Below are 23,212 nucleotides of genomic sequence, written 5' to 3'. Positions count from 1 at the left end.
GATATCGTAACGTCGTTTTCTAACACGGTTACATAACGACGTTTCAGGAGGAACGATGACGAGGACGGTCTTTCCGGGCCGCTACACGGCGCGGCCCGGGGGCGACGACGTGACGGTGTTCCTCATCGGAATGCGGGCGAACAGGTGGTGGCACACGGCGAGGGTCGCCCGGGTGGCCGGAGCGATGCCGCGCATGCTGCGGCATCTCGCCGCGCATCCCGAGGCGGGGATGCTGGGATTCGAGTCATGGGTCGGGCGCACGACGATCCTGCTCTCGTACTGGGAGAGCCCGGAGCACCTGCAGCGGTTCGCCGCCGATCCCGACGCTCCGCACCTGGCGGCATGGCGCGACTACGCGCGTCGTGCCGGCACGGGAGCGATCGGTGTGTGGCACGAGACGTACCAGGTGCCGGCGCGCGACATGGAGGCCGTCTATGTCGACATGCCGGCCTTCGGACTTGCCGCCGCGACGGGGCATGGGCCGGTCGGACCGGGGGAGCGCACGGCCCGCCAGCGGCTGGGGCGCGACGCGCCGAACGCCACAGGTGCCGCATTCCGCCCGTGAGCCGTACCGCCTACGGCGCGGGGGCCGCGAGGACGGCGTCGAGTGCTGCCCGCGCCCCCGTCGTCGGCGCGATCGCCACCAGGCCGCGGTACAGCGTGACCAGCGTGTCGCGATCGAAGACGCCGGTTCTCGCGCGGTCGCAGTGCGCCGACTGGATGGCCGCCTCGAGCTGGAAGCGGCCGAGCGGCTCGCCGAGCCGAGCGGCCCGGTGCAGCAGAGCCTCGCCCTCGGCGATGAGCGTCCGGTCCCACAGGGCAGTGTCCTGCCCGTCGAGCGGGGGCCAGGGATCGCCCGTGCGCGCGGGCGCCCGTGACTGGGCGAGGGTGAGCAGCGCCGCGAGGCCCCAGGCCTCGGCATCCGTCTCGAGGAGTGTCGCCGTCAGCACCGCCAGCCAGCGGGCCTCATCGGCGATCGAGGTGCGGATGCCGTCGCCCTGGTCGAGCCAGTCGATCGCATACGCGCCATAGATCGCCTCGAGCACGGCGGTGGTCCGGCCCGGCATGTCGCCCCGCGAGGGAACCGCGAACGGGACGCCGGCAGCGCGGATCTTGCGCTTGCCGCGCACGAGCCGCTGCGCCATCGCCGCGGCGGGGACGCCGAAGGAGGCGGCGATCTGCGCCGCGTCGAACCCGAGCACGAGCTGGAGCATGAGGGGAGTGCGGATCGCCGGGTCGATCGCGGGATGCGCACACGCGTACAGCAGCTCGAGCCGGCGGTCGGGGATCGCCTCGCCGCGCTCGAGCAGGGCTGCGACATCCGGTCCTCGCACGTCCTCGTCGAGGGGCACGGAGGTGCGGTGGGCGGCCGAGCCGAGCACGTCACGAAGCCGATTGCGCGCCGCGGTGAGAAGCCATCCTTCCGGATTGTCGGGCACCCCGGCGTCGGGCCACGTCCGCAGCGCGCGTTCGAGGGCGTCGGCGAGGCAGTCCTCCGCGAGGGCGGGGTCGCCGGTGCCGGCCGCGAGCAGCGCCACGAGTCGGCCGTACGAGGCGCGGACCGCGCGCTCGGCGGCTTCCCGCGCCTCGTCGGTCGTCATGGCGCCTACTGGACCGGCGCCGCCCCCTGCCACGCGCCGTCGGCGTAGCGGGTGGCGACGGGCCGGACCTCGACGGCTCCCCACGAGACCGCGGGGGCGCGGCGCGCCCAGTCGAGCGCGGCGTCGAGGTCGCCGACCTCGATCACGAACGTGCCGCCGAGCTGCTCCTTGGTGTCGGCATAGGGACCGTCCTGCACGAGCAGCTCGCCGTCGCGTACGAGCACGGTGGTGCTCACGTTGCTCGGCTGCAGCACCTCGGCGCTGCGCAGCACGCCGGCGGCGTCGAGCGCCGCGGCGTACTGATCGAACGCCCGCATGCCCTCGGCGAGGGCGTCGGGGCCCAGGCCGTCGGCCGACATCTCGGGGTAGTGGAGGAGAAGGGTGTACCGCATGATCGATCCTTTCGAGCGGGGATGCTGACACGAGGATGACGATCGGACCGCGCGCGGATCGACATCCGGCTCATCCCAATTCGTCGAGCATCCTGCGCTGCTCGTCGGTGAGCCCGTCGCGGAGCTCACGGCGTCCGGACTGCTCGGCATCCGTCGGCCGTCGTCCTCCGGCGGTCGACCTGCCGGAGATGCCCTCGGCGGCCCTGTCGTACAGCGAGGACGCGTGGGCCTCGACCCTGTCGTCGATCGCGTCGTACACCGCCCAGCCGACGAGAAGGATGAGCGGCGGCAGGACGTAGCCCCAGAACCAGCCGCTCACGTGCACGCCGGACAGCAGCACCGTGATGATCCAGACGACGAACGCGACGGCGACGGCGAGGAGCGCCTGCACGACCTTCTCGCCGAGCTTCGTGCGCCGGCTCGCGGAGCGCGCCGCCATCGACCGGAACCACCGCGAGACGAGCGGCTTCACCCAGATCACGAGCGCCGTCATGATGATGCCGGCCCACAGCGCCGTCCAGCCGACGCGGGCGGGAGTGAGCCATCCGATGACCAGCAGCACGACGATGTTGAACGCGAGGAGCGCGGCGAACCGCACGATCCACTTCTTCATGCGCCCAGGATCCCACGCCGCGCCCTGCCACGCGACGCTCCCGCCCGCAGCCTGATGTGCAACGCGCGATTTCATGTGAGACCGCGGAGGGGGAGGGTCAGTAGGAGGCGCGCTCGGCGCGGTCGGCGGCGGGGATGAAGCGCGCCGCGAGCGCCTCGGACGCGCGGGCGAGCATCGCCACGTCGGCGCCCACCGCGACGAAGTCGGCGCCCTGCGCGACGTACGCGTCGGCGGCGGCCGGGTCGAACGCGTTCACCCCGACCTTCTTGCCCGCGGCCTTCACGGCGGCGAACGTGCGGTGCACGGCGTCGAGGACCTCGGGATGCGTCTGCTGTCCGAGATGGCCGAGCGAGGCCGCGAGATCCGACGGCCCGACGAAGACCTGGTCGACGCCCTCGACCGCGGCGATCTCCGCTGCCGCCTCGACGCCCGCGCCGTTCTCGATCTGCACGGTGAGCGACACGTGTGCCGCACCGTCGGCGAGATACCCGTCGACCCGGTTCCAGCGCGCGCTGCGGGCGAGCGCGCTGCCGACCCCGCGCACGCCCTGCGGCGGGTAGCGCGTCGCGGCGACGGCCGCGCGCGCCTCGTCGGCCGACGACACCATCGGCACGATGATGTTCTGCGCCCCGACGTCGAGCACCTGCTTGATCGCGACCTGGTCGTTCCACGGCACCCGCACCACGGGGCAGATGGGGTATCCGGCCACGACCTGCAGCTGCACGAGCACGGCCTCGAGCGAGTTCGCCGCGTGCTCCATGTCGATCAGCAGCCAGTCCAGGCCCGAGCCGGCGTCGACCTCCGCCATCACGGAACTGCCCGAACACGCCCACATGCCGATCAGCGGGCGGGATGCGTCGGCCAGCCGTTCGCGGAAGGTCGGGGTCAGACGAAGCGACATGTGATTGTTCCCATCGGTCCGTAGTCGCACAGCACGCTGTCGCCGGCCGAGACCCACATCGGGCGGGTGAACGAGCCGGCCAGGATGATCTCGCCCGCCTCCAGGCGCGCGCCGTGCTGGTGGAACTTGTTCGCGAGCCACGCGACGCCGGTCGCCGGATGGTTCAGGACGCCCGCCGCGACGCCGGTCTCCTCGATCGTCTCGTTGCGGTACAGCAGCGCCGAGACCCACCGCAGGTCGATCTGGTCGGGCCGCATCGGCGTGCCGCCGAGCACCATCCCGCCGTACGCCGCGTTGTCGCTGATCGTGTCGACGATCGTGCGGCCCTCCAGCTCGATGTGCGAATTCAGCACCTCGAGCGCCGGGGTGACGTACTCGGTGGCCCGCAGCACATCGAACAGCGAGCAGTGCGGACCCTCCAGCGGCGCGTTCAGGACGAACGCCAGCTCCACCTCGATGCGCACGTTCGAGAAGTTCGCGGTCGAAATCGTCGAGCCGTTCTCGTACACGGTGTCGTCGAACATCACGCCGTAGTCGGGCTCGGTGATCCCCGTCGCCTGCTGCATCGCCTTCGACGTGAGGCCGATCTTGCGGCCGATCAGGCGCCGGCCGGCGGCGAGGTTCTTGTCGCGCCACACACCCTGGATCGCGTACGAGTCCTCCACCGTGGCGTCCGGATACCGCGCGGTGATGCGCGGGATCACGGTGTGCGCGCGGTCGGCGTCGGCCAGCTCATCGGCGATCTGCGCGATCGTGTCGGCGTCCAGCATCCGGTTTCTCCTTGTTGGTAATGGTGGGTGGGCCGGCCCTTCGACTCGGGCCTGCGGCCCTCGCTCAGGGAAGAGCGAGGCCCTTCGACTCGGGCTGACGGGGCTGAAGGAGCCGGACCCTTCGACTCGGGCCTGCGGCCCTCGCTCAGGGACCTCGCGGGGCGGGAAGTGCCAGGTCCCTGAGCGAGCGGAGCGAGTCGAAGGGCCGGGCCGCCCTACAGCTGGTGGCCGAGCTTGTACTCGCCCTGCTTCCACTCCGGCATCGACTGATCACCCTCGTCGGAACGCGTGTACGAGAAGCCGTCGGCGCCGATCGTGACGGCCATCTCCGACGAGTCGGTGCGAGCGACGACCGGCTGCGGGTTGCCGTCGAGGTCGAGCACGAGCGACGCATCCGTGTACCAGGACGGCACGACCGGGTTGCCCCAGAAGTCGCGACGCTGGTTGTCGTGCACGTCCCACGTGACGACCGGGTTGTCGGGGTCGCCGGTGTAGTAGTCCTGCGTGTAGATCTCGACGCGGTGGCCGTCGGGGTCGCGCAGGTAGAGGTAGAACGCGTTCGAGACGCCGTGACGACCCGGGCCGCGCTCGATCATGTCGGAGCGGCGCAGCGCCCCGAGCTTGTCGCAGATCGCGAGGATGTTGTGCTTCTCGTGCGTGGAGAACGCCACGTGGTGCATCCGCGGGCCGTCGCCGCCGGTCATCGCCGTGTCGTGGACCGTGGGCTTGCGACGCATCCATGCGGCGTACACGGTGCCCTCCTCGTCCTGGATGTCCTCCGTGACGCGGAAGCCGAGGTCCTGCATGTACTTCGTCGCGCGCGGCACATCGGGCGTGACCTGGTTGAAGTGGTCGAGACGCACCAACGCGCCCGGGGTGTACAGGTCGTAGCGCCACGCGAGACGCTCGACGTGCTCCACCTCGTGGAAGAACTCGTACGGGAAGCCGAGCGGGTCGGTCACCCGCACCGAGTCGCCGATGCCCTTCGTGAAGCCCTCCGGATTGCGGCGCACGTCGCAGCCGAGCTCCTCGTAGAACGCGACGGCCCGGTCGAGGTCCTCCGGCGTGCGCACCCGGTAGCTGAACGCGGCGACGGCGGCCACCGGCCCCTGACGCAGCACGAGGTTGTGGTGGATGAACTCCTCGAGCGAGCGGAGGTAGACGGCGTCCTCGTCCTCCTCGGTCACCGTGAGGCCCAGCACGTCGACGTAGAAGTCGCGCGAGCGCTGCAGGTCGGTCACCTGCAGCTCCATGTAGGCGCAGCGCAGGATGTCGGGCGCCGGAGCGGACGGCGTGGGGACGGGGTTCTCGCAGCTGATCGGCGCCTCCTGGGATACGAAGAAGCCCGAGGAGGTGAGCGTCATGTCTTTGCGGTCGGTCATGTCAGTGGTCCTTGTGTGTGAGGGGGGCGCCGCGCGTCGCTCGCGCGACCACCGAATGTCGGGGTCAGCGGGGTTCCGGGTCGTCCAGCTCGACCTCGGTGATGTGGTCCTGGGTGCCGAACGTCGGGTTGTGCACCTTGCCGAGCGTGATGTGCACGGCCTGCTGGTCGGTGTAGAAGTCGATCGAGCGGTAGCCGCCTTCGTGACCGAGGCCGGAGGCCTTCACGCCGCCGAACGGCGTGCGCAGGTCGCGCACGTTGTTCGAGTTCAGCCACACCATGCCCGCCTCGATGTCCTGGGCGAAGTTGTGCGCACGCTTCAGGTCGTTGGTCCACACATAGGCGGCGAGGCCGTACTTCACGCCGTTCGCGAGCTTCAGCGCCTCCTCGTCGGTGTCGAACGGGGTGATCGCCACGACGGGGCCGAAGATCTCCTCCTGGAAGATCCGGGCGTCGGGCTTGACGTCGGCGAACACCGTCGGGGCGACGAAGTTGCCCTCGGGGAAGCCCTTCGGGCGGCCGCCGCCGGCGACGAGGCGCGCCTCGGTCTTGCCGATCTCGATGTAGCTCATGACCTTGTCGTAGTGCTCGGGGTGCACGAGGGCGCCGACCTCGGTGGAGGCCTCGTGCGGGTAGCCGACCTTCACGCGCTTGGCCTGCGCGGCGTAGCGCTCCACGAACTCGTCGTACACGTCACGCTGCACGAGGATGCGGCTGCCTGCGGTGCAGCGCTCGCCGTTCAGCGAGAACACGCCGAAGATGCACGCGTCGATCGCCGCGTCGAGGTCGGCGTCGGCGAACACCACGGCAGGCGACTTGCCGCCGAGCTCCATCGAGAGCCCCTTGAGGTAGGGCGCCGCGTTCCCGAAGATGATCTGCCCGGTGCGGCTCTCGCCCGTGAACGAGATGAGCGGCACGTCGGGGTGCTTCACGAGCGAGTCGCCGGCGTAGCCCTCTTCGCCGAAGCCGTTGACGAGGTTGAACACGCCCGTCGGCAGGCCCGCCTCTTCGAAGATGCCGGGCCACAGCGACGCCGACAGCGGCGTGAACTCGGCGGGCTTGAGGACGACGGTGTTGCCCGTGGCCAGCGCCGGTCCGAGCTTCCACGACTCGAGCATGAACGGCGTGTTCCACGGCGTGATGAGTCCCGCGACCCCGATCGGCTTGCGGTTCACGTAGTTGATCTGCCGGCCGGGCACCTTGAACGTGTCGTCGGCCTGGGCGACGATCAGGTCGGCGAAGAAGCGGAAGTTCTCGGCGGCGCGGCGCGCCTGTCCGAGCGCCTGGGTGATCGGCAGGCCGGAGTCGAACGACTCGAGCTCGGCGAGGCGGGCGTCGCGCGACTCGACGATGTCGGCGATCTTGTGCAGGACGCGAGAGCGCTCGCGGGGGAGCATACGGGGCCACGGACCCTCGTCGAACGCCTTCTTGGCAGCGGCGACGGCCCGGTCGATGTCGGCCTTCTTGCCCGACGCGGCCTGCAGATAGACCTCGTTGGTCACGGGCTCGATCACGTCGAACGTGTCGCCGTCGAGGGAATCGACGAACTCGCCGCCGATGTAGTGCTGGATGCGGGTGGGCAGATCCTCGGGCGTGTGCCGGGTCTGCAGAGCGGTGTCGGTCATTGGATCCTCCGTCAGTGGTGGGAGTCGGGGTGCCGGGCGGCGAGGAACTGGTCGAGCGTGCGCAGCCGGTGGTTGCGGGCGGCCAGCTCGATCTGGAGCGCGTCGCTGCCGGCCTCGATGAGACCCAGCAGCGCGTCGTGCTCGTCGACCGAGTGGCCGGCGCGCTCGGGGATGAACGTGAACGTCGAGTCGCGCACGCCGGGCAGGCGTCGCCAGCCGCGCTCGACGAGGTCGAGGATGTGCGGGTTCGGGCAGCGCTCGAACAGGATCGTGTGGAACTGCTGATTCAGCCGGGTGAACTCGTGCGGATCGAAGTGCTCCAGCAGCTGACGCATCCGCTCGTTCACGGAGCGCGCGCGTGCCAGGTCGTCGGGCGCGAGCAGGGGGGCCGCCATCGAGATCGCGGAGCCCTCGACGAGGCCGAGCGTCTGCATCGTGAAGACGTACTCGCTCTCGTCGGCGACGGCGACCCGGGCGCCGACGTTGCGCTCGAACGTGACGTAGCCCTCGGCCTCGAGCCGGCGGATCGCCTCGCGCACGGGCACGACGCTCATGTCGAGCTCCTCGGCGATCGTGCCGAGCACGAGGCGGTAGCCGGGCGTGTACTCGTGGTGGAGGATGCGGTCGTGGATGTGCGCGTACGCGCGCTCGGATTTGCTGACGGATGCGGCGATCGTCATCGCCCCGCCTCGCTCTCGTACCGCTCGCGCCACTGCGCGTTCATCGGGAAGAGCCCCTCGATGCGATGGCCCTCGGCGACGCGGGCGGCGATCCAGCCGTCCTGCTCCTCCTGGGCGAGGGCCGCGTCGACGACCTCCTCGACCAGCGCGGGAGGGATCACGACGATGCCGTCGCTGTCGCCGACGATGACGTCTCCCGGCTGCACCGTCACCCCGCCGCAGGCGATCGTGAGGTCGTAGTCCCAGGCCACGTGCCGGCGGCCGAGCACCGCGGGGTGTGCGCCCTGCGAGTGGACGGGGATGCCGACCGCGGCGACCGCGTCGTAGTCGCGGACGGCGCCGTCGGTGACGATGCCGGCGGCCCCGGCGGCGTGCGCGCGGATCGCGAGGATGTCGCCGAGGGTGCCGGCGGATGCGTCGCCGCGCGCCTCGATCACGATGACCTCGCCGTCGCCGACCGCGTCGAACGTGCGCTTCTGCGGGTTGTAGCCGCCGCCGTGGGCCGAGAAGAGGTCTTCGCGGTTGGGCACGAAGCGCAGCGTCTTGGCGGTGCCGATGAGCTTCGCCCCGGGATGCATCGGCGTCAGGCCGTCGATCGAGACGTTGTTGAGCCCGCGCTTGCGCAGCTGGGCCGACAGTCCGGCCGTCGGAGCCTTCTCGAGCTTCGCCCGCAGCTCCGGGGTGAGGGTCGGCTCGGGCTCGGTTGCCGTCAGGCCGGCGGCCTCGGCGGAGCCCCATGCGTCGGCGCGCTGCGCGTCGTCGACGGCGGGGAGCGAGCCGAGGTCGGCGTCGAAGCCGTGGGAGCCCTGCACGACGACGGTCCGGAGCCGGCCGGAGGTGGGGGAGCCGGCCGCGGTCGGGGCGTCCACCTCGACCTCGACGACGTCGCCGGGGACGACGACCGACGAGCCGGCGGGCGTGCCGGTGAGGATGACGTCGCCGGGCTCGAGCGTGAAGTGCTGCGACAGGTCGGCGACGAACTGCGCGAGCGGGAAGATGAGCCCCGCGGTCGTGTCGTCCTGCACGACCGCGCCGTTCACCCACGTGCGCAGGCGCAGCGCGGCGGGGTCGACGGTGCGCGCGTCGATGAGGTCGACGCCGATCGGGGTGTAGCCGTCGCCGCCCTTCGATCGGACGTTCGAGCCCTTGTCGGCCGCGCGCAGGTCGTACAGTCCGAAGTCGTTCGCCGCGGTGACGTACGCGACGTGATCCCAGGCGTCGGCGAGCGAGACCCGACGCGCAGGCGTGCCGATCACGAGGGCGATCTCGCCTTCGAACGCGAGCAGCTCGGTGCCGGCGGGACGCTCGATCTCGCTGCCGGTGGCGGCGACCGAGCTCGACGGCTTGAAGAAGTACGAGGGGGCGGCGGGCCGGCGTCCACGCTGATCGGCACGGGATGCGTAGCTGAGGTGGATCGCGACGATCTTGCCGGGTCGGGCCGGCAGGCCCGCGAAACGGGGGTCCGCGGCGGCCGCCGCATCCGTCATCGAAGTGCTGTCAGTGCTCATGAGCTCCCTCGCCCTGGTGGATATCTGAAATCGTATATGATCCCTCGACTCCTGGCAAGACACCCGCGCTCCTCCTGCGGCGAGATCGTACGATTTCGCCGAACGCACATCAATCTGCCGTCGGTTTGATGTTCACTCGGCGGGATCGTACGACTTCGCCGGAGGAGCCGGGGCGTGAGGCGCCGGGCGTGAGGCGCAGGTTGGGCGAGGCCGCGGTCGGTCAGTCGGGCGGGGCGACGGCGGCGACCTCGGCTGCGGTCAGGGGACGCGCGCGGTGGCCGTGCAGCAGGAAGTGCAGGCGCGCGGTCTCCTCGATCTCCTCGGCCGCGTCCATCGCCGCCGCGACGCTCGCGCCGGCCACGATCGGCCCGTGATGCGCGAGGAGCAGCGCGCGGTGCCTCGACGCCAGCCGCTCGGCCGCGGCGGCGAGCCGCCGATCGCCGGGCGGGAAGTACGGGAGGAGCGGCATCCGGCCCACCCGCATCGCGTAGTACGCGGTGTACGGCGGAAGGCAGTCGTCGGGATCGAGGTCGGTCAGGCACGACGCCGCTGCGGCGTGCGTGGAATGCGTGTGCACGACCGCGCCGGCGTCGGGACGCGAGCGGAGGAACGCGAGGTGGAGGAATGCCTCCTTCGTCGGCGCGGGGCCGTCGAGGTGCCGTCCCTCGAGGTCGACGACCGACAGCTCGCCGGCCGCGATGGTGCCGAGGCTGCGGCCGGTCGGCGTCATCAGCACCCGGTCGCCGATGCGCGCGCTGACGTTTCCAGTCGATCCGTGGGTTAGTCCCCGCGCGAAGGCGGAGTGCGCGGCCGCGACGATGGCGTCGCGCAGCTCCGGCTCCTGCGGCGACTCAGCCATCGATCACTCCCGCCGCACGCACGAGCAGGTCGGCGTCGCCGTAATTGCCCGACTTCAGCAGCAGCGCCATGGCAGGGGAGTCGTCGCCGTCGGTGAAGATCCACGGCACCCCGGGGGCCGCCTCGGCGCCCACACGGCCGTGCGTGACGCCGAGCGCGCGGATGACCGCGCCGGAGGTCTCGCCACCGGCGACGATCAGCCGGTCGACGCCGCGCTGTCTGAGGCCGGCGGCGATGAGCCCCAGGGCGTGCTCGACGATGTCGGCGGCCCGGTCGGCGCCGAGAGCGTCCTGCGATCGGCGGAGCTCGTCGGGGTCGGCGCTCGCGCGGATCAACGGCGCCCCCTCGCGGCGGTGCTCGTCGTACCAGGCGAGCGCGGCCGCGGCCAGCGCCGCCCCGTCGGGGGTGGCGACGGGGTCGAGGCGAAAGCTGGGCCCGCGCCACCGGCCGATCTGCTCCCGCGTGCGCGCCGAGCAGCTTCCGGCCAGTGCCGCGGCCGTGCCGGCCCGGGCAAGACGCGCGGCGGTGTCATCGGGCGCGGCCCCGTCGGGAGAGGGGTCCGACACGGATGCGTCGGCAGCGGATGCGTCGCCCTGCGCCCGCGCGAGCGCCGCTGCGAGGCCCGCTGCGCCCGTGACGAGGACGCTCTCGCGCACGGCCCCCGCCAGGGCATCGAGGTCGTCGTCGTCGACGGCGTCGACGACGACGAAGTCCGTCCCCCGTTCCCGGAGCCGCGCGAGGCGTGCAACGACCGCATCCGCGCCGCCCCGCACGGCCGCATGGTCGACGAGTCCCACGTCATGCACGGTCTGGGCGCCGAGCACCCGCACGAGGTCCGCATCCCGCATCGGAGTGAGGGGGTGGTCGCGCATCGACGACTCCGAGAGCAGCGTGTCTCCGACGAAGAGGTGGCCCTGGTAGACGGTTCGGCCCTGCGCCGGCGTCGTCGGCGCGAACACGACGGTGTCGGCGTCGAGCTCGACCGCGAGCGCGTCGGCCACGGGTCCGATGTTGCCGGCAGGCGAGGAGTCGAACGTCGAGCAGTACTTCAGGTAGATCTGCCCGCATCCGCGCCTGTTGAGCGCGCGGGCGGCCGTGAGCGACTGCGCGACGGCATCGGCCGCGGGGATCGTGCGCGTCTTCAGCCCGACCACGATGACGTCGAGGTCGTCTGTCGACGCGGTGTCGGCGACGGCGCCGAAGAAGAGGCCCACACGCAGCCCCGCGGAGCGGAAGGCGGCGGCGACGTCCGTCGCACCCGTGAGGTCGTCGGCGATCGCCCCGATCATCCCTCGGCCTCCTCGTGCGCATCCCCCCGGCCGAGGAGCACGGCGCGCATCCGGGCCGCCGCGCGCGGAGGACCGGCGAGCACAGGGATGCCCAGCCGGGCCGAGAGCTCGGCGGCCGCCGGGGAGATGGAGTACTGCGCGAGCAGCACGGCGTCGAGGTCCGCGATACCGCGCACCGCCCGCTCAAGCGCGTCGACGAGAGCCGCCTCGTCGTCGACGCCCGCCGCGCCGTCGGCAAGCACTTCGACGACCTCCGGGCCATCGCTGCGGTCGCCGAGGAACGCGGCGAACCGTATGCCGGCATCGGCGAGGGGGAGGGGAAGGGATGCGACGAGCGCGATGCGACGGTACCCGCTGGACGACGCATCCTGGAATGCCGCGTCGTCGGAGGCCAGCACCGGGACCGCGGCGCGCCGGGCGACCGCGTGCGCCACGGGTCCGTACATCGAGCACGTGAGCAGCACGCCGTCGGCGCCGCCGGCGATCGCGTAGTCGATGAGCGCCGTCATCCGCTGGGCGAGCGGCGGGGTGACGCCGCCGGCGGCGAGGGCGTCGGCGATGAGGCGATCGTCGAGCACGTTCCAGGTCTGAGCTTCGCCGAACGCCTCGGCGAACGCGCGCACGGCGGGCGGCGCCGCGGCGGCCACGGCGCCCACGAGCGCGATCCTCGGCGTCGACCCGGTCATGTCAGTGGTCGACGACGACGCCGTCTTCGTCGGCGTGCACCATGGCGCCCGGACGGATGACGGCGCCGCCGATCTCGACCTCCACGTCGACCTCGCCGGCACCGCCCTTGCCGCTCTTGCGCGGATTCGTGCCGAGCGCCTTGATGCCGAGGGGAAGGGCGGCGAGCGCCGCGCTGTCGCGGACGGCGCCGTTGATGATGACGCCGCCCCATCCGTTCGCCACCGCGAGCCCTGCGATGCGGTCGCCCATCAGCGCGCAGGCGAGCGAGCCGCCGCCGTCCACGACGAGCACCGCGCCGTCGCCCGGGGTCTCGAGGAGCGTCGCCAGCACGACGTTGTCCTCGAGGCAGCGCACCGTTCGCGCGGGGCCCGAGAACGCGATCTCGCCGCCGAAATCGCGGAACTGGGTGGTGAGGGAGCTGAGCCGGTCGCCGTGGTCGTCCCACAGGTCGGCGGTGGAGGTCGTCGTCATCGTGTGTCCTGTCCTGGTCGTCATCGTCCTGATCGTCATCGGTCGTTCTCGGCGGTCCCGTCCTCGGCCGGGTCGTCGTCGGCGCCGAGGAGCCGCGTCGCGGTCGCCCCGAGGCTCGACTGGATGTGCCGGCGCATGATCTCGCTCGCTCCGTCGGAGTCGCCGGCGATCACGCACATCATGAGCTCGTGGTGCTCGGTGTCCTTCTGATGCAGTTCGTCGTCGCCGCGGTTGCGACGCAGCCCGGCGAGGCGGTAGCGGTCGGACTTGTCCCACAGGGCGTCCAGTGTGGTGATGAGCACGTCGTTGTGCGACGAGCGATAGATCGCCTGGTGGAACCGGCGGTGCCGCACGAGCTGCTCGACGCTGGGGTGGCCCGGGAGAGCCCGGATATCGGATGCTGCGCGGATCTGCGCGATGTCGTCGCGCGTGCGCCGCTGCGCGGCGAGGCCCGCCGCCAGCGGGTCGAGAGCGAGTCGCATCTCGAGGAGGTCGCGCGCCTCTTCGACGCTGAGCTGGGTGACGAGCGCGTCGCGATGCGCCCCGAGGTCGACGAGGCCTTCGGACTGGAGTTTGCGCAGCGCCTCGCGCAGCGGCGTCGTGCTGATGCCGAGCTCGGCGGCGAGGTTCGCCTGGTTGAACGAGGAGCCCGGCGGATAGTCGTTCGACAGGATGCGGCGCCGCACGACGTCGTAGGCGAAGTCGCTCTTGACCACGTAATCGGTGCGGTCGGAGGTGAGAGTCACCCTTCCGTTATAACATAGCAATCGCTTCGTTATAACGACGGGACACCGGGGAATCCCCATATTCCGCGGGCCGTGAGCAATATGCACAAAACGTCGAGAAAGATCGAGAAACCGGTGACCCCGTTGACGGCCCTTCGTTATAACCATATGCTGACTTCCCATCCGGGGTGGATCCGATGCCCCGGCATGCATCACGAGGGAGTGAAAGTATGAATCGTTCGACGCGTTCATCACAGCCGATCTCGGCGCGCCGACGCTGGTCGACCATTGCGATCGCCTCGGTCGCCGTGGCGGGCATGGCGGTCTCGCTGAGCGCCTGTGCCGGCGACAGTGCGCCCAAGGCGCCGGAGAACAAGATCTCGCAGGGGGTGTGGCCCAGCTACTACCCGTCCGACTACGGCACCATCGTCGACGCCGCCAAGAAGGAGGGCGGCGAGCTGACGATCTACTCGAACACCGACCAGGAGAACTGGGCGCCGATCTTCCGCGACTTCCAGAAGAAGTACCCGTTCGTCACGAAGATCTCCGCGAACAACCTCGATTCCGACGAGGTCTTCCAGAAGCAGCTGAGTGAGACCGCGACCGGCAACGCTCCCGCCGATATCCTCGCCACCAACGCCGTGCAGGCGTGGGCCAAGTACATGGACGAGCCGGGCCGCGTACTGGACTACAAGTCGCCCGAGCTCGACAAGCTGCCCGACTTCGCACAGGTGATGCCGAGCGTCTACGCCCTCTCGATGGACCCGGTGGGCCTCGCGTACAACGAGCAGCTCCTGGGCAGCAACCCGACGAGCATCGCCGACCTCGCCAAGACGGTGTCGGCCGACCCCGCGAAGTTCAAGAACAAGATCACGACGCGCGACGTCAGCGGCTCGTTCGGCTTCACGGTCTCGAAGGGCTTCGTGGACGGCGACCCGGATGCGTGGACCTCCCTGGAGAAGATCCTGCCGTCGGCACGCCCCGAGACCTCGTCGGGCACCCAGATCGACAAGATCACCTCGGGCGAGTACCTGGCCGGGTTCTTCATCTCGAGCGCCGTCGCGTTCCCGCAGGAGACGAAGGCGCAGGGCATCTTCAAGTTCGTCTTCCCGAAGGACGGCACCGTCGTGCTCGGCCGCGGCATCGGCATCACGCCGAAGGGCCCGCACCCGGCCACCGCGAAGCTGTTCCTCGACTTCGTGCTGTCCGAAGAAGGGCAGAACGCGGTCGCAGAGGGCGGCCTGACCGCCTACCGCGACAGCGTGAAGCAGGTCGAGGGGCGCCACACCTACCAGGAGATCGTCGACAAGGCCGGCGAGGACGCCATCATCCGCGTGCCCTACAAGATCACGTCCGACGCCGACGTGAAGGCCTTCACCGACAAGTGGAACGGCCTGCTCGGCAAGTGAGCCCGCTCACCTGCGACATCCGAAAGCGGAAATGATCTCATGACAACTCTGACCAGCGCCCCCGAAAAGGCCGCGTCAGGTCGGTCGCAGACCCTCCCGGCGCCGAAGTACCTGCGGGTCTTCGGCGTCGGGCGGGACCGCGTCGTGCAGTGGGCGGTGCTCATCGTCGTCGCGCTGTTCGTCATCGCGCCGATCGTCCCCATCCTGTACCAGTCGATCCGCAGCAAACCGCTGTACGACTCCACGGGCGCATTCACCGTCGACTCCTACGTCAAGCTGTTCACCGAGGCCGGCTTCGGCCAGGTGATCCTCAACACGGCGATCTTCGCCGTCCTCACCACGTTCCTCACGCTGCTGTTCGCCATCCCGATGGCGGTGCTCGTCGTCCGCACGAAGCTGCCCTTCGGGCGCCTCCTGGCCGGGTCGATGCAGTGGCCGTTCTTCATCTCGTCGCTGCTGCTCGGCTTCGGCTGGATCACGCTCTACGGCCCGGCGGGCTTCATCAGCGTGGAGGTCCAGCGCCTCATCGGCGTCGTGCCGTGGAACCTCTACTCGATCCCCGGCATGGCGCTCACCGAGGCCGTCGGACTCGCGCCGATCGCGTACGTGTTCTGCGCGAACGCGCTGCGCAAGTCCGATGCATCCCTGGAGAGCGCCGCGCAGGTGTGCGGATCGGGCCCGCTGCGCATCCTCTTCCAGGTCGTCGTGCCGCTGCTGCGGCCGCCGATCGTGTACGCGTCGGTGCTGATCTTCAGCATGTCGATCGAGACGCTCAGCGTTCCGCTGCTGTACGGCACACCGGTGCGCATCGAGGTGTTCTCGACGTTCCTGTACACCCACGGCCTGCAGTCGATCCAGCCCGACTACGGCGTGCTCGCCTCGGCGTCGACGATCATCCTCGCCGTGACGATCGCGACCGTGGCACTCCAGGCCAAGGTCCTGAAGAACGCGCAGCGGTTCGTGTCGGTGCGCGGCAAGGCGGTGCGCCCGCGCCGTCTCGACCTCGGGTGGCTGAAGTGGGTCGCCACCGTCCTCATCGTCATCTACGTCGTGTTCGGCGCCGCACTTCCCATCCTCGGGCTCGTGCTGCGCTCGTTCACGCTGATCTTCACGCCGCTGCAGAGCCCGTTGAAGTCGCTGACCCTGCAGAACTACCAGACGGTGTTCACCTACCAGACCTACATCCAGTCGATCACCAACAGCGTCATCATCGCGGTCGTCGGCGCGATCCTCGTCAGCGCGCTGGCGCTGGTCGCGGTCGTGGTGGCCAAACGCTCGACGTTCCGGTTCGCGCGCGCCGTCGAGTACCTCGCGCTCGCACCGCAGGCGATCCCCGGCATCATCGTCGGCATCGGCTTCTTCTGGGCGTTCGCGATCATGCCCGGCGGAAACCTCATCCAGGGGACGCTGGCGGCGGTGATCATCGCCTTCGGCCTGCGCGCTCTTCCCACGGCCTTCGGGTCGATCTCGCCCGCGCTCATGCAGATCGCCACCGAGCTCGACAACGCCGGCCGCGTCGTCGGCGCCGACTGGGTCGGAGTGTTCGTCCGCATCCTGCGCAAGCTCCTGGTGCCGGCGTTCGCGGGCGCGATGCTCCTCGTGTTCGTCACGATGCTCAAGGAGTACTCGGCTGCGCTGTTCCTCTCGTCGGCCAGCACCAACGTGATCGGCACGACGATGCTCGAGCTCTGGGTGCAGGGCAACACCGGCTCGGTCGCGGCCCTCGCGACCATTCAGATCGCCATCACCGCCGTCGTCGTCGGTATTGCGAACCTCCTCATGAAAGAGAAGAAGGATGCCTGAGATCCGCGTCTCCCACATGGCCAAGACGTTCGGCGACGTCAAGGTCCTGAACGACATCGACTTCGAGGTGAGGGACGGCGAGTTCTTCACCCTGCTGGGCCCCAGCGGCTGTGGCAAGTCGACCACGCTGAACTGCATCGCCGGCCTCGAGGACCCGACCGAAGGGTCGATCTCGATCGGCGACCGCACCCTCGTCGACCGCGCCAAGCGCGTCTACGTGCCGACCGAGGAGCGCAACCTCGGCATGGTGTTCCAGTCGTACGCGCTGTGGCCGCACATGACGATCAAGCGGAACCTCGCGTTCCCGCTGAACATCCGCAAGGCGGGTCGCGCCGACAAGGACGAGCGCATCCACGAGGCGCTCGACAAGGTAGGGCTCGCGCACCTCGAAGACCGCTACCCGCACCAGCTGTCGGGCGGTCAGCAGCAGCGCGTCGCGCTCGCGCGCGCACTCGTCTACTCGCCGAGCGTGCTGCTGCTCGACGAGCCGCTGTCGAACCTCGACGCGAAGCTGCGCGAGCAGGCCCGCGCCTGGCTGAAGCGCCTGCAGGCCGACCTCGGCATCACGACCCTGTACGTGACGCACGACCAGGACGAGGCCCTCACCCTCAGCGACCGCATCGCGGTGATGTTCGACGGCGTGATGACGCAGGTCGGCACCCCGCACGAGATCTACGAGCGGCCCGCGACAGCGGCCGTCGCGGCGTTCGTCGGGAGCTGCAACTTCCTGCTCGGCACCGTCGAGCAGATGCGCGCCGACCACGTCGACGTGCGGCTCGCCGCGACCGGCACGACGGTCTCGATCGCGACCGACACCGACTGGCTGCCCGGCGCGCCGGTCACCGTGGCGGTGCGGCCCGAGAAGCTGAAGATCGTGCACGACCAGCCGGGCAGCCGCGACCTGAACGTGCTCGACACCGATGTCGTGACGAAGGCGTACGTGGGCTCGCGCTACGAGTACATGCTGCGCCTGGGCGACGTCGTGGTCCAGGTCGTGTCGCCGGACGGCTCGCTCGACGGCGCGGTGCGCCTCGTCTTCGGCGCGGACGACGCGCATGTCTTCCCGGGCGAATCCGGCCCGGGCACGGAAGCCCTTGATCTGATGAAGGTGGCGGTATGACAACGGATGCGTACAGGATCGGCCTGCTGGCGGGCGACGGCATCGGCCCCGAGATCGTGCCGGCGGCGGTGGCCTGCGTGGATGCGGCGGCCCGCGCCGTCGGCATCGCGCCGATCGACTGGGTCGAGCTGCCGCTCGGCCGCACGGCAATCGACACGCACGGCGCGGCGGTGCCCGACGAGACCCTGGCGGCGCTCGACGGACTGGAGGCGTGGCTGCTCGGTCCGCACGACAGCGTCTCGTACCCCGAGCCGCACAAGTCGCAGCTGAACCCGAGCGGCACGATCCGCAAGCATGCGGGTCTGTTCGCCAACATCCGCCCGGCGAAGTCGTTCGCGGGAAGCCCCGCGCTCGTGCCCGGCACCGACCTCGTGATCGTGCGGGAGAACACCGAGGGGTTCTACGCCGACCGCAACACGTACGCCGGCACCGGCGAGTTCATGCCGACACCCGATGTCGCGATCGCGCACGGCATCATCACGCGGGCCGCGACCGAGAAGATCGCCCGGGCGGCGTTCGAGCTCGCGATGCAGCGCCGCAAGCACGTGACGATCGTGCACAAGGCCAACGTGCTGCAGCTGACGACCGGACTGTTCCGGGATGTCTGCCGCGAGATCGGCGCGGAGTACCCCGAGGTGCACCTTGACGATTTCCACATCGACGCGATGACGGTGCACCTGGTGCGCCGGGCACCCGACTTCGACGTGATCGTCACCGAGAACATGTTCGGCGACATCCTGTCGGACCTGTCCGGAGAGCTGGCCGGCTCGCTCGGGATCGCGCCGTCGGTGAACAGCTCGCTCACGCAGGCGATGGCGCAGGCGTCGCACGGGTCGGCGCCCGACATCGCCGGTCGCGACATCGCCAACCCGATCGCGATGATCCTCTCCGCGGCGATGCTGCTGGAGTGGCTCGGCGCCCGGCACGACGACGAGCGGCTGCTGCGCGCGGCGCAGCTGATCCGCACCGCCGTCGACGACACGGTGGCCGGTGGAACCGCGACCGGCGATCTCGGCGGATCGGCGTCGACGAGCGGATTCGGGGCGGCCCTCGCCGATGCCATCGACGCCAGCTCCGTCACCGCATCCGCCCGCGGGTGAGCGGAGTGTTCGCCGTTCTCGTGACGATCGACGTGCGGGCCGACACGATCGACGCGTTCACGGAGGGCCTGCACGCGAACGCGATCGCGACGCGCGCCGAACCGGGGTGCCTGCGCTTCGACATCCTGCGTGCGCGCGATGAGCCGAACCGGTTCCTCCTGTACGAGCTGTATGTCGACGAGGACGCGTTCTTCGTCGGGCACCGGCAGGCGGCGCACTATCCGGCGTGGGTCGAGCTGTGCGAGCGGTGCGTCGAGCCCGGGGGACGCCGCAACACCTACGGCGTCCCCGTCTTCCCGGAGGAGATGCCGGAGCATGCCTGAGACCGCCACCGATCAGCTCGTCACAGCGTTCGACACGTATCGGATCGCGCCCCTGGACGGCGTGCCCGACCGGCTGCCGTACTCGATCCGCATCCTGCTCGAGAACGTCCTGCGCAATCAGGACGGCCACCGGGTCACCGCGCAGCAGGTCGACGCGCTGCGCGACTGGGGGTCGGCGGCGTCGTTCCGCACGGCGATCGAGCTGACGCCGTCGCGCGCGTTCCTGCACGACACGAACGGCGTCCCGGCGCTCGTCGACCTCGCGACGATGCGCGACGCGATGGCGGCGCTCGGCGGCGATCCGGCGGCGGTGCGTCCCTCCATCCCGGCGGAGCTCGTGGTCGACCACTCCGTGATCGCCGATTTCTTCGGCACGGCCGACGCGCGGGAGCGCAACGTCGAGCGGGAGTACGAGCGCAACGCCGAGCGCTACCGGTTCCTCAAGTGGGGACAGCGCGCGCTCGACGGGTTCGAGGTCGTGCCGCCGGGCGCGGGGATCATGCACCAGGTGAACCTCGAACGGCTCGCCCGGGTGGTGATCGCCGAGGACGGATGGGCGTATCCCGACGTGTGCCTCGGCACCGACTCGCACACCACGATGGTCAACGGCCTGGGCGTGCTCGGCTGGGGGATCGGCGGCATCGACGCGGAGGCGATCATGCTGGGGGAGACGTTCGGGATGCTGATCCCGCGCGTCGTGGGCTTCCGGCTGACGGGAGCGCTGCCGGCGGGGACCACCGCGACCGACCTCGTGCTGACCGTGACGCAGCTGCTGCGGCGGCACGGCGTGGTCGGGTCGTTCGTCGAGTTCTTCGGCGACGGCGTCGCGCGCCTTTCGCTCGCCGACCGGGCGACGATCGCGAACATGAGCCCCGAGTCGGGCGCGACGTGCATCTACTTCGCGATCGACGACGAGACGATCCGGTACCTGCGGTTCACCGGGCGCTCACCCGAGCGGGTGGCGCTCGTCGAGGCGTACGCGAAGAGGCAGGGTCTGTGGCACCGGCCCGAGCACACCGCCGACTACACGGAGATCATCGAGCTCGACCTCGCGACGGTCACGGCGTCGCTCGCCGGTCCGCGGCGGCCGCAGGATCGCGTCGACCTCGCGCACGCGCGAGAGGGCCACCGCGCGACGCTGCCCGACCTGCTGCCGGCGGGCGCCGACCCCGGGCAGCGCTTCACCGTCGACCTCGCCGAACCGGTGCATCCCGCCGACCCCGGGCACGCCGGCGCTGCCCAGATCGGGCACGTTGCCGCCGACCCCGGGCACGCCGGCTCTGCCGAGCTCGGACACGTCGGCTCTGCCGACCTCGGACACGGCGCCGTGGCGATCGCCGCGATCACATCCTGCACGAACACCTCGAATCCGGCCGTGATGCTCGCCGCCGGACTCTTCGCGCGCAACGCCGTCGCAGCGGGCCTGCGCAGCAAGCCCTGGGTGAAGACGACGCTCTCGCCCGGATCGCTCGTGGTCACCGAGTACCTCGAGAAGGCCGGACTGACCGCTCCTCTCGACGCCCTCGGCTTCACCACCGCGGGCTACGGCTGTATGACGTGCATCGGCGCATCCGGCCCGCTCATCCCGGCGGTGCAGGACGCCGTGCGGGAACAGGGGATGGCGGTGGCCGCGGTGCTCAGCGGCAACCGCAACTTCGACGGCCGCATCAATCCCGACGTGCGGATGAACTACCTCGCCTCCCCGCCCCTCGTGATCGCCTACGCGCTCGCCGGGACGATGGACATCGATCTCACGCGCGACCCGCTGGGCTGCGATTCGTCCGGGCGACCGGTCCGGCTGGCGGACCTGTGGCCCGACGAGGACGAGATCGCCGCCCTCATCGAGCAGACCCTGAGCCCCGCGATGTTCGCGGACGCCTACCGTGACGTGTTCGCCGGCGACGACCGGTGGCAGCGGCTGGACGCTCCGGACGCCCCCGTGTTCGCCTGGGACCCGGACAGCACCTACATCCGCCGCCCGCCGTTCTTCGAGGACATGACTCCGACGGCGGAGGAGCCGCGCGACATCACCGGCGCACGCGTGCTCGTGCTCCTCGGCGACTCGATCACGACCGACCACATCTCCCCGGCGGGCGCGATCCCCGCCGCATCCGTCGCCGGCCGCTATCTCACGGCCCTCGGCGTCGCGCCGGCGGCCCTCAACACGTACGCCTCCCGCCGCGGCAACCACGAGGTGATGATGCGCGGCTGCTTCGCGAACGTGCGCCTGCGCAACCTGCTGCTCCGCGACGTCGACGGTGGCGTCGAGGGCGGCTACACGCGCAACTTCCTCGCCGGCGGTGAGCAGGAGACGATCTTCGACGCGGCCCGGGCGTACCGTGCGGCAGACGTGCCGCTCGTCGTCATCGGCGGGAAAGAGTACGGCACCGGGTCGTCGCGCGACTGGGCCGCGAAGGCCCCCGCCCTGCTCGGGGTGCGTGCAGTGCTCGCCGAGTCGTTCGAGCGCATCCACCGGGCGAATCTCGTCGGGATGGGCATCCTGCCGCTCGAGTTCCCGCCCGGGGCCGGTGCCGCCTCGCTGGGGATCACAGGCACGGAGCAGATCGACATCCTGGGCCTGGGTGACCTGGAGAGCGGACGCGTCACGGTGCGCGCCGGGGAGATCGTCTTCGAGGCGACGGTGCGGCTCGACACGCCCCGCGAGCGGGAGCTCTACCGGCACGGCGGCGTGATGAAGTACGTGCTGCGCCACCAGCTGCAGTCGGCGGGCGCCGGCGTCGACAAACGGCTCGTGCGCTGATGGCCGCCGGGCGCCGGGGAATGATCCTGCTGCTCGTGCACGCCGCGCTGATGCAGATCATCATCTTCGGGATGCGCCCGGCGCTCTCGTATGCGGCGCTCGGGGCCGGCAGCTCACCGGCGTCGCTCGGTCTGCTGTCGGCGTTCTATGCGCTGCCCGCGCTGTTCCTCGCGCTTCCCGCCGGTCGCGTCGTCGATCTCATCGGGGAGCGGCGCGGCATGGTGATCGGCGCGGTGACGGTGGCCGCCGCGGCGGGCGTCGCTGTGCTCGCCGGCGACTCGCTGATCGTCCTCATGGCGGCATCCGTACTGCTGGGATGCGGGCAGATGTTCACGGTCCTCGGCGAGCAGTCGTACGTCGGCGCGATCTCGACGGCCGGCCGCTCCGACTCGACGTTCGGCATCTACGGCTTCGCGGTCGCGCTCGGACAGACGATCGGCCCGGCCATGCTGATCCTCCCCGGCGGCACCGTCGACATGCCTCCGGTGGGGCTCATCTTCGCGGTGAGCCTCGGCTGCGCGCTGCTGATGCTCGTGATCTCGCTGCTGATCACGAGTCCGGCGCGCTCGGCGATCGCGGTGCGGCAGGGGATGCTGCGGACCGCCCGGGGAGTGCTGTCGACGCCGGGCCTGCCCGGCGCACTCGTCGCGGGGAGCCTCGTGCTCGCATCCGTCGACATCTTCATCGCGTATGCGCCGCTGATCGGCCATGACCGCGGATTCCCCGCCCTCGTGATCAGTCTCATGCTCGTCGCGCGGTCGGGCTTCTCGATGTTCTCGCGCCTGTTCCTCGGGCTGCTCGCACGCCGATTTGGGCGGCGGCGTCTGCTCGTCGGCAGCATCGTCCTCTCGGCCCTGATGCTCGGGGGATTCGCGTTCGACCTTCCCGCACCGGTGCTCATCGCCCTCGCGTGCGGCTACGGCTTCGCGATCGGCATCTGCCAGCCGATCACGATGTCGTGGATCTCGCTCATCGCCCCGCCCGGCACCCGCGGTCTCGCGATGTCGATGCGCCTCGCGGCGAACCGGCTCGGACAGACGGTGCTGCCGGCGACGCTCGGCCTGCTCGCCGCGGCAGCCGGAGCCGGCGGTGTCCTCGCCGCGAGCAGCGTCATGCTGCTCGTCGCCGCGTGGTCGGGGACCGGCGTCCCATCTGACCCGGCGACCGGCGCCGCCGAGGAGGTGGAGACGTGAGT

22 protein-coding genes are annotated in these 23,212 nt (G+C 70.5%); 8 read left to right on the top strand and 14 right to left on the bottom strand.

Features of this window, described 5'->3' with window-relative positions; genetic code table 11:
- The first annotated feature begins 55 nt into the window (after window positions 1-55).
- The gene (locus tag AC3RX1_RS01550) at window positions 56-565 is read left to right on the top strand and encodes a DUF4188 domain-containing protein (RefSeq protein ID WP_491499468.1); all 510 of its coding nucleotides are present in this window, start codon (window positions 56-58) and stop codon (window positions 563-565) included.
- Window positions 566-575: 10 nt separating this feature from the next.
- On the opposite strand, the gene AC3RX1_RS01545 is transcribed toward AC3RX1_RS01550, so the two are convergent.
- The 14 genes from AC3RX1_RS01545 to AC3RX1_RS01480 all read right to left on the bottom strand — a co-directional run bounded on the left by AC3RX1_RS01545 (window position 576) and on the right by AC3RX1_RS01480 (window position 13,522).
- Complete coding sequence (locus AC3RX1_RS01545) at window positions 576-1,601, bottom strand: RNA polymerase sigma factor (RefSeq protein ID WP_491499467.1); 1,026 nt, start codon at window positions 1,599-1,601, stop codon at window positions 576-578.
- 5 nt (window positions 1,602-1,606) lie between these two features.
- Window positions 1,607-1,993: a YciI family protein gene (locus AC3RX1_RS01540; RefSeq protein WP_491499466.1), complete on the bottom strand. Its 387-nt coding sequence runs from the start codon at window positions 1,991-1,993 to the stop codon at window positions 1,607-1,609.
- Between the two features lie 70 nt (window positions 1,994-2,063).
- Complete coding sequence (locus AC3RX1_RS01535) at window positions 2,064-2,606, bottom strand: hypothetical protein (protein WP_491499465.1); 543 nt, start codon at window positions 2,604-2,606, stop codon at window positions 2,064-2,066.
- A gap of 97 nt (window positions 2,607-2,703) precedes the next feature.
- Window positions 2,704-3,507, bottom strand: coding sequence for an aldolase/citrate lyase family protein (locus AC3RX1_RS01530; RefSeq protein ID WP_491499464.1), 804 nt, complete (start codon window positions 3,505-3,507; stop codon window positions 2,704-2,706).
- Window positions 3,492-4,277, bottom strand: coding sequence for a 2-oxo-hept-4-ene-1,7-dioate hydratase (gene hpaH, locus AC3RX1_RS01525; RefSeq protein WP_491499463.1), 786 nt, complete (start codon window positions 4,275-4,277; stop codon window positions 3,492-3,494). The genes AC3RX1_RS01530 and hpaH overlap by 16 nt, the downstream gene beginning before the upstream one ends.
- Before the next feature lie 215 nt (window positions 4,278-4,492).
- Window positions 4,493-5,659: a 3,4-dihydroxyphenylacetate 2,3-dioxygenase gene (gene hpaD / locus AC3RX1_RS01520; protein WP_491499462.1), complete on the bottom strand. Its 1,167-nt coding sequence runs from the start codon at window positions 5,657-5,659 to the stop codon at window positions 4,493-4,495.
- A gap of 64 nt (window positions 5,660-5,723) precedes the next feature.
- Window positions 5,724-7,283 (bottom strand): 5-carboxymethyl-2-hydroxymuconate semialdehyde dehydrogenase, encoded by a 1,560-nt coding sequence (gene hpaE, locus AC3RX1_RS01515; RefSeq protein WP_491499461.1) that lies wholly within the window; start codon window positions 7,281-7,283, stop codon window positions 5,724-5,726.
- A gap of 11 nt (window positions 7,284-7,294) precedes the next feature.
- The gene (locus AC3RX1_RS01510; RefSeq protein WP_491499460.1) at window positions 7,295-7,963 is read right to left on the bottom strand and encodes a GntR family transcriptional regulator; all 669 of its coding nucleotides are present in this window, start codon (window positions 7,961-7,963) and stop codon (window positions 7,295-7,297) included.
- Window positions 7,960-9,450: a fumarylacetoacetate hydrolase family protein gene (locus AC3RX1_RS01505; protein ID WP_491499625.1), complete on the bottom strand. Its 1,491-nt coding sequence runs from the start codon at window positions 9,448-9,450 to the stop codon at window positions 7,960-7,962. The genes AC3RX1_RS01510 and AC3RX1_RS01505 overlap by 4 nt, the downstream gene beginning before the upstream one ends.
- A 241-nt stretch (window positions 9,451-9,691) precedes the next feature.
- Entirely contained in the window at window positions 9,692-10,330 is a 639-nt protein-coding gene (gene otnC / locus AC3RX1_RS01500; RefSeq protein ID WP_491499459.1) for a 3-oxo-tetronate 4-phosphate decarboxylase, read from the bottom strand.
- The gene (gene otnK / locus AC3RX1_RS01495) at window positions 10,323-11,618 is read right to left on the bottom strand and encodes a 3-oxo-tetronate kinase (RefSeq protein ID WP_491499458.1); all 1,296 of its coding nucleotides are present in this window, start codon (window positions 11,616-11,618) and stop codon (window positions 10,323-10,325) included. Before otnK ends, otnC begins: the two co-directional genes overlap by 8 nt.
- Entirely contained in the window at window positions 11,615-12,304 is a 690-nt protein-coding gene (locus AC3RX1_RS01490; RefSeq protein ID WP_491499457.1) for an aspartate/glutamate racemase family protein, read from the bottom strand. The genes otnK and AC3RX1_RS01490 overlap by 4 nt, the downstream gene beginning before the upstream one ends.
- A gap of 1 nt (window position 12,305) precedes the next feature.
- A complete protein-coding gene (gene rraA, locus AC3RX1_RS01485; RefSeq protein ID WP_491499456.1) occupies window positions 12,306-12,776 on the bottom strand; it encodes a ribonuclease E activity regulator RraA in 471 nt (156 codons plus the stop codon).
- Window positions 12,777-12,811: 35 nt separating this feature from the next.
- Window positions 12,812-13,522: a GntR family transcriptional regulator gene (locus AC3RX1_RS01480; protein WP_491499455.1), complete on the bottom strand. Its 711-nt coding sequence runs from the start codon at window positions 13,520-13,522 to the stop codon at window positions 12,812-12,814.
- 209 nt (window positions 13,523-13,731) lie between these two features.
- On the opposite strand from AC3RX1_RS01480, the gene AC3RX1_RS01475 reads away from it, so the two are divergent.
- From AC3RX1_RS01475 to AC3RX1_RS01445, 7 genes are read left to right on the top strand one after another with little or no spacing between them, the layout of a single operon-like run.
- Entirely contained in the window at window positions 13,732-14,910 is a 1,179-nt protein-coding gene (locus tag AC3RX1_RS01475) for an ABC transporter substrate-binding protein (protein WP_491499454.1), read from the top strand.
- A 39-nt stretch (window positions 14,911-14,949) separates the two neighbouring features.
- Window positions 14,950-16,713, top strand: a complete 1,764-nt coding sequence (locus tag AC3RX1_RS01470; protein WP_491499453.1) for an ABC transporter permease — start codon at window positions 14,950-14,952, stop codon at window positions 16,711-16,713.
- Window positions 16,706-17,833 carry an ABC transporter ATP-binding protein gene (locus tag AC3RX1_RS01465; RefSeq protein ID WP_491499452.1) on the top strand — a complete coding sequence of 376 codons (1,128 nt, stop codon included), beginning with the start codon at window positions 16,706-16,708 and terminating at the stop codon, window positions 17,831-17,833. The genes AC3RX1_RS01470 and AC3RX1_RS01465 overlap by 8 nt, the downstream gene beginning before the upstream one ends.
- Complete coding sequence (locus tag AC3RX1_RS01460; RefSeq protein ID WP_491499451.1) at window positions 17,830-18,933, top strand: isocitrate/isopropylmalate dehydrogenase family protein; 1,104 nt, start codon at window positions 17,830-17,832, stop codon at window positions 18,931-18,933. The genes AC3RX1_RS01465 and AC3RX1_RS01460 overlap by 4 nt, the downstream gene beginning before the upstream one ends.
- The gene (locus AC3RX1_RS01455) at window positions 18,930-19,256 is read left to right on the top strand and encodes an antibiotic biosynthesis monooxygenase (RefSeq protein ID WP_491499450.1); all 327 of its coding nucleotides are present in this window, start codon (window positions 18,930-18,932) and stop codon (window positions 19,254-19,256) included. The genes AC3RX1_RS01460 and AC3RX1_RS01455 overlap by 4 nt, the downstream gene beginning before the upstream one ends.
- Window positions 19,249-22,017: an aconitate hydratase AcnA gene (gene acnA / locus AC3RX1_RS01450; RefSeq protein WP_491499449.1), complete on the top strand. Its 2,769-nt coding sequence runs from the start codon at window positions 19,249-19,251 to the stop codon at window positions 22,015-22,017. The genes AC3RX1_RS01455 and acnA overlap by 8 nt, the downstream gene beginning before the upstream one ends.
- A complete protein-coding gene (locus AC3RX1_RS01445) occupies window positions 22,017-23,210 on the top strand; it encodes an MFS transporter (protein ID WP_491499448.1) in 1,194 nt (397 codons plus the stop codon). The genes acnA and AC3RX1_RS01445 overlap by 1 nt, the downstream gene beginning before the upstream one ends.
- The last annotated feature ends 2 nt before the right edge of the window (window positions 23,211-23,212 follow it).

It is taken from the genome of Microbacterium altimontanum (assembly GCF_058349865.2).
The sequence above is the reverse complement of the archived record's forward strand: the minus strand, read 5'-3'. Positions and strand labels throughout refer to the sequence as shown.

Bases quoted from the DNA above. Each gene is read 5' to 3' on its own strand.
- AC3RX1_RS01510 (WP_491499460.1), bottom strand. From the start codon at position 7,963: ATGACGATCGCCGCATCCGTCAGCAAATCCGAGCGCGCGTACGCGCAC.
- AC3RX1_RS01535 (WP_491499465.1), bottom strand. From the start codon at position 2,606: ATGAAGAAGTGGATCGTGCGGTTCGCCGCGCTCCTCGCGTTCAACATC.
- AC3RX1_RS01545 (WP_491499467.1), bottom strand. From the start codon at position 1,601: ATGACGACCGACGAGGCGCGGGAAGCCGCCGAGCGCGCGGTCCGCGCC.
- AC3RX1_RS01475 (WP_491499454.1), top strand. From the start codon at position 13,732: ATGAATCGTTCGACGCGTTCATCACAGCCGATCTCGGCGCGCCGACGC.
- AC3RX1_RS01550 (WP_491499468.1), top strand. From the start codon at position 56: ATGACGAGGACGGTCTTTCCGGGCCGCTACACGGCGCGGCCCGGGGGC.
- AC3RX1_RS01445 (WP_491499448.1), top strand. From the start codon at position 22,017: ATGGCCGCCGGGCGCCGGGGAATGATCCTGCTGCTCGTGCACGCCGCG.
- hpaD (WP_491499462.1), bottom strand. From the start codon at position 5,659: ATGACCGACCGCAAAGACATGACGCTCACCTCCTCGGGCTTCTTCGTA.
- AC3RX1_RS01470 (WP_491499453.1), top strand. From the start codon at position 14,950: ATGACAACTCTGACCAGCGCCCCCGAAAAGGCCGCGTCAGGTCGGTCG.
- hpaH (WP_491499463.1), bottom strand. From the start codon at position 4,277: ATGCTGGACGCCGACACGATCGCGCAGATCGCCGATGAGCTGGCCGAC.
- AC3RX1_RS01530 (WP_491499464.1), bottom strand. From the start codon at position 3,507: ATGTCGCTTCGTCTGACCCCGACCTTCCGCGAACGGCTGGCCGACGCA.
- AC3RX1_RS01465 (WP_491499452.1), top strand. From the start codon at position 16,706: ATGCCTGAGATCCGCGTCTCCCACATGGCCAAGACGTTCGGCGACGTC.
- acnA (WP_491499449.1), top strand. From the start codon at position 19,249: ATGCCTGAGACCGCCACCGATCAGCTCGTCACAGCGTTCGACACGTAT.
- AC3RX1_RS01460 (WP_491499451.1), top strand. From the start codon at position 17,830: ATGACAACGGATGCGTACAGGATCGGCCTGCTGGCGGGCGACGGCATC.
- hpaE (WP_491499461.1), bottom strand. From the start codon at position 7,283: ATGACCGACACCGCTCTGCAGACCCGGCACACGCCCGAGGATCTGCCC.
- otnC (WP_491499459.1), bottom strand. From the start codon at position 10,330: ATGGCTGAGTCGCCGCAGGAGCCGGAGCTGCGCGACGCCATCGTCGCG.
- AC3RX1_RS01490 (WP_491499457.1), bottom strand. From the start codon at position 12,304: ATGACCGGGTCGACGCCGAGGATCGCGCTCGTGGGCGCCGTGGCCGCC.
- AC3RX1_RS01540 (WP_491499466.1), bottom strand. From the start codon at position 1,993: ATGCGGTACACCCTTCTCCTCCACTACCCCGAGATGTCGGCCGACGGC.
- AC3RX1_RS01505 (WP_491499625.1), bottom strand. From the start codon at position 9,450: ATGACGGATGCGGCGGCCGCCGCGGACCCCCGTTTCGCGGGCCTGCCG.
- otnK (WP_491499458.1), bottom strand. From the start codon at position 11,618: ATGATCGGGGCGATCGCCGACGACCTCACGGGTGCGACGGACGTCGCC.
- rraA (WP_491499456.1), bottom strand. From the start codon at position 12,776: ATGACGACGACCTCCACCGCCGACCTGTGGGACGACCACGGCGACCGG.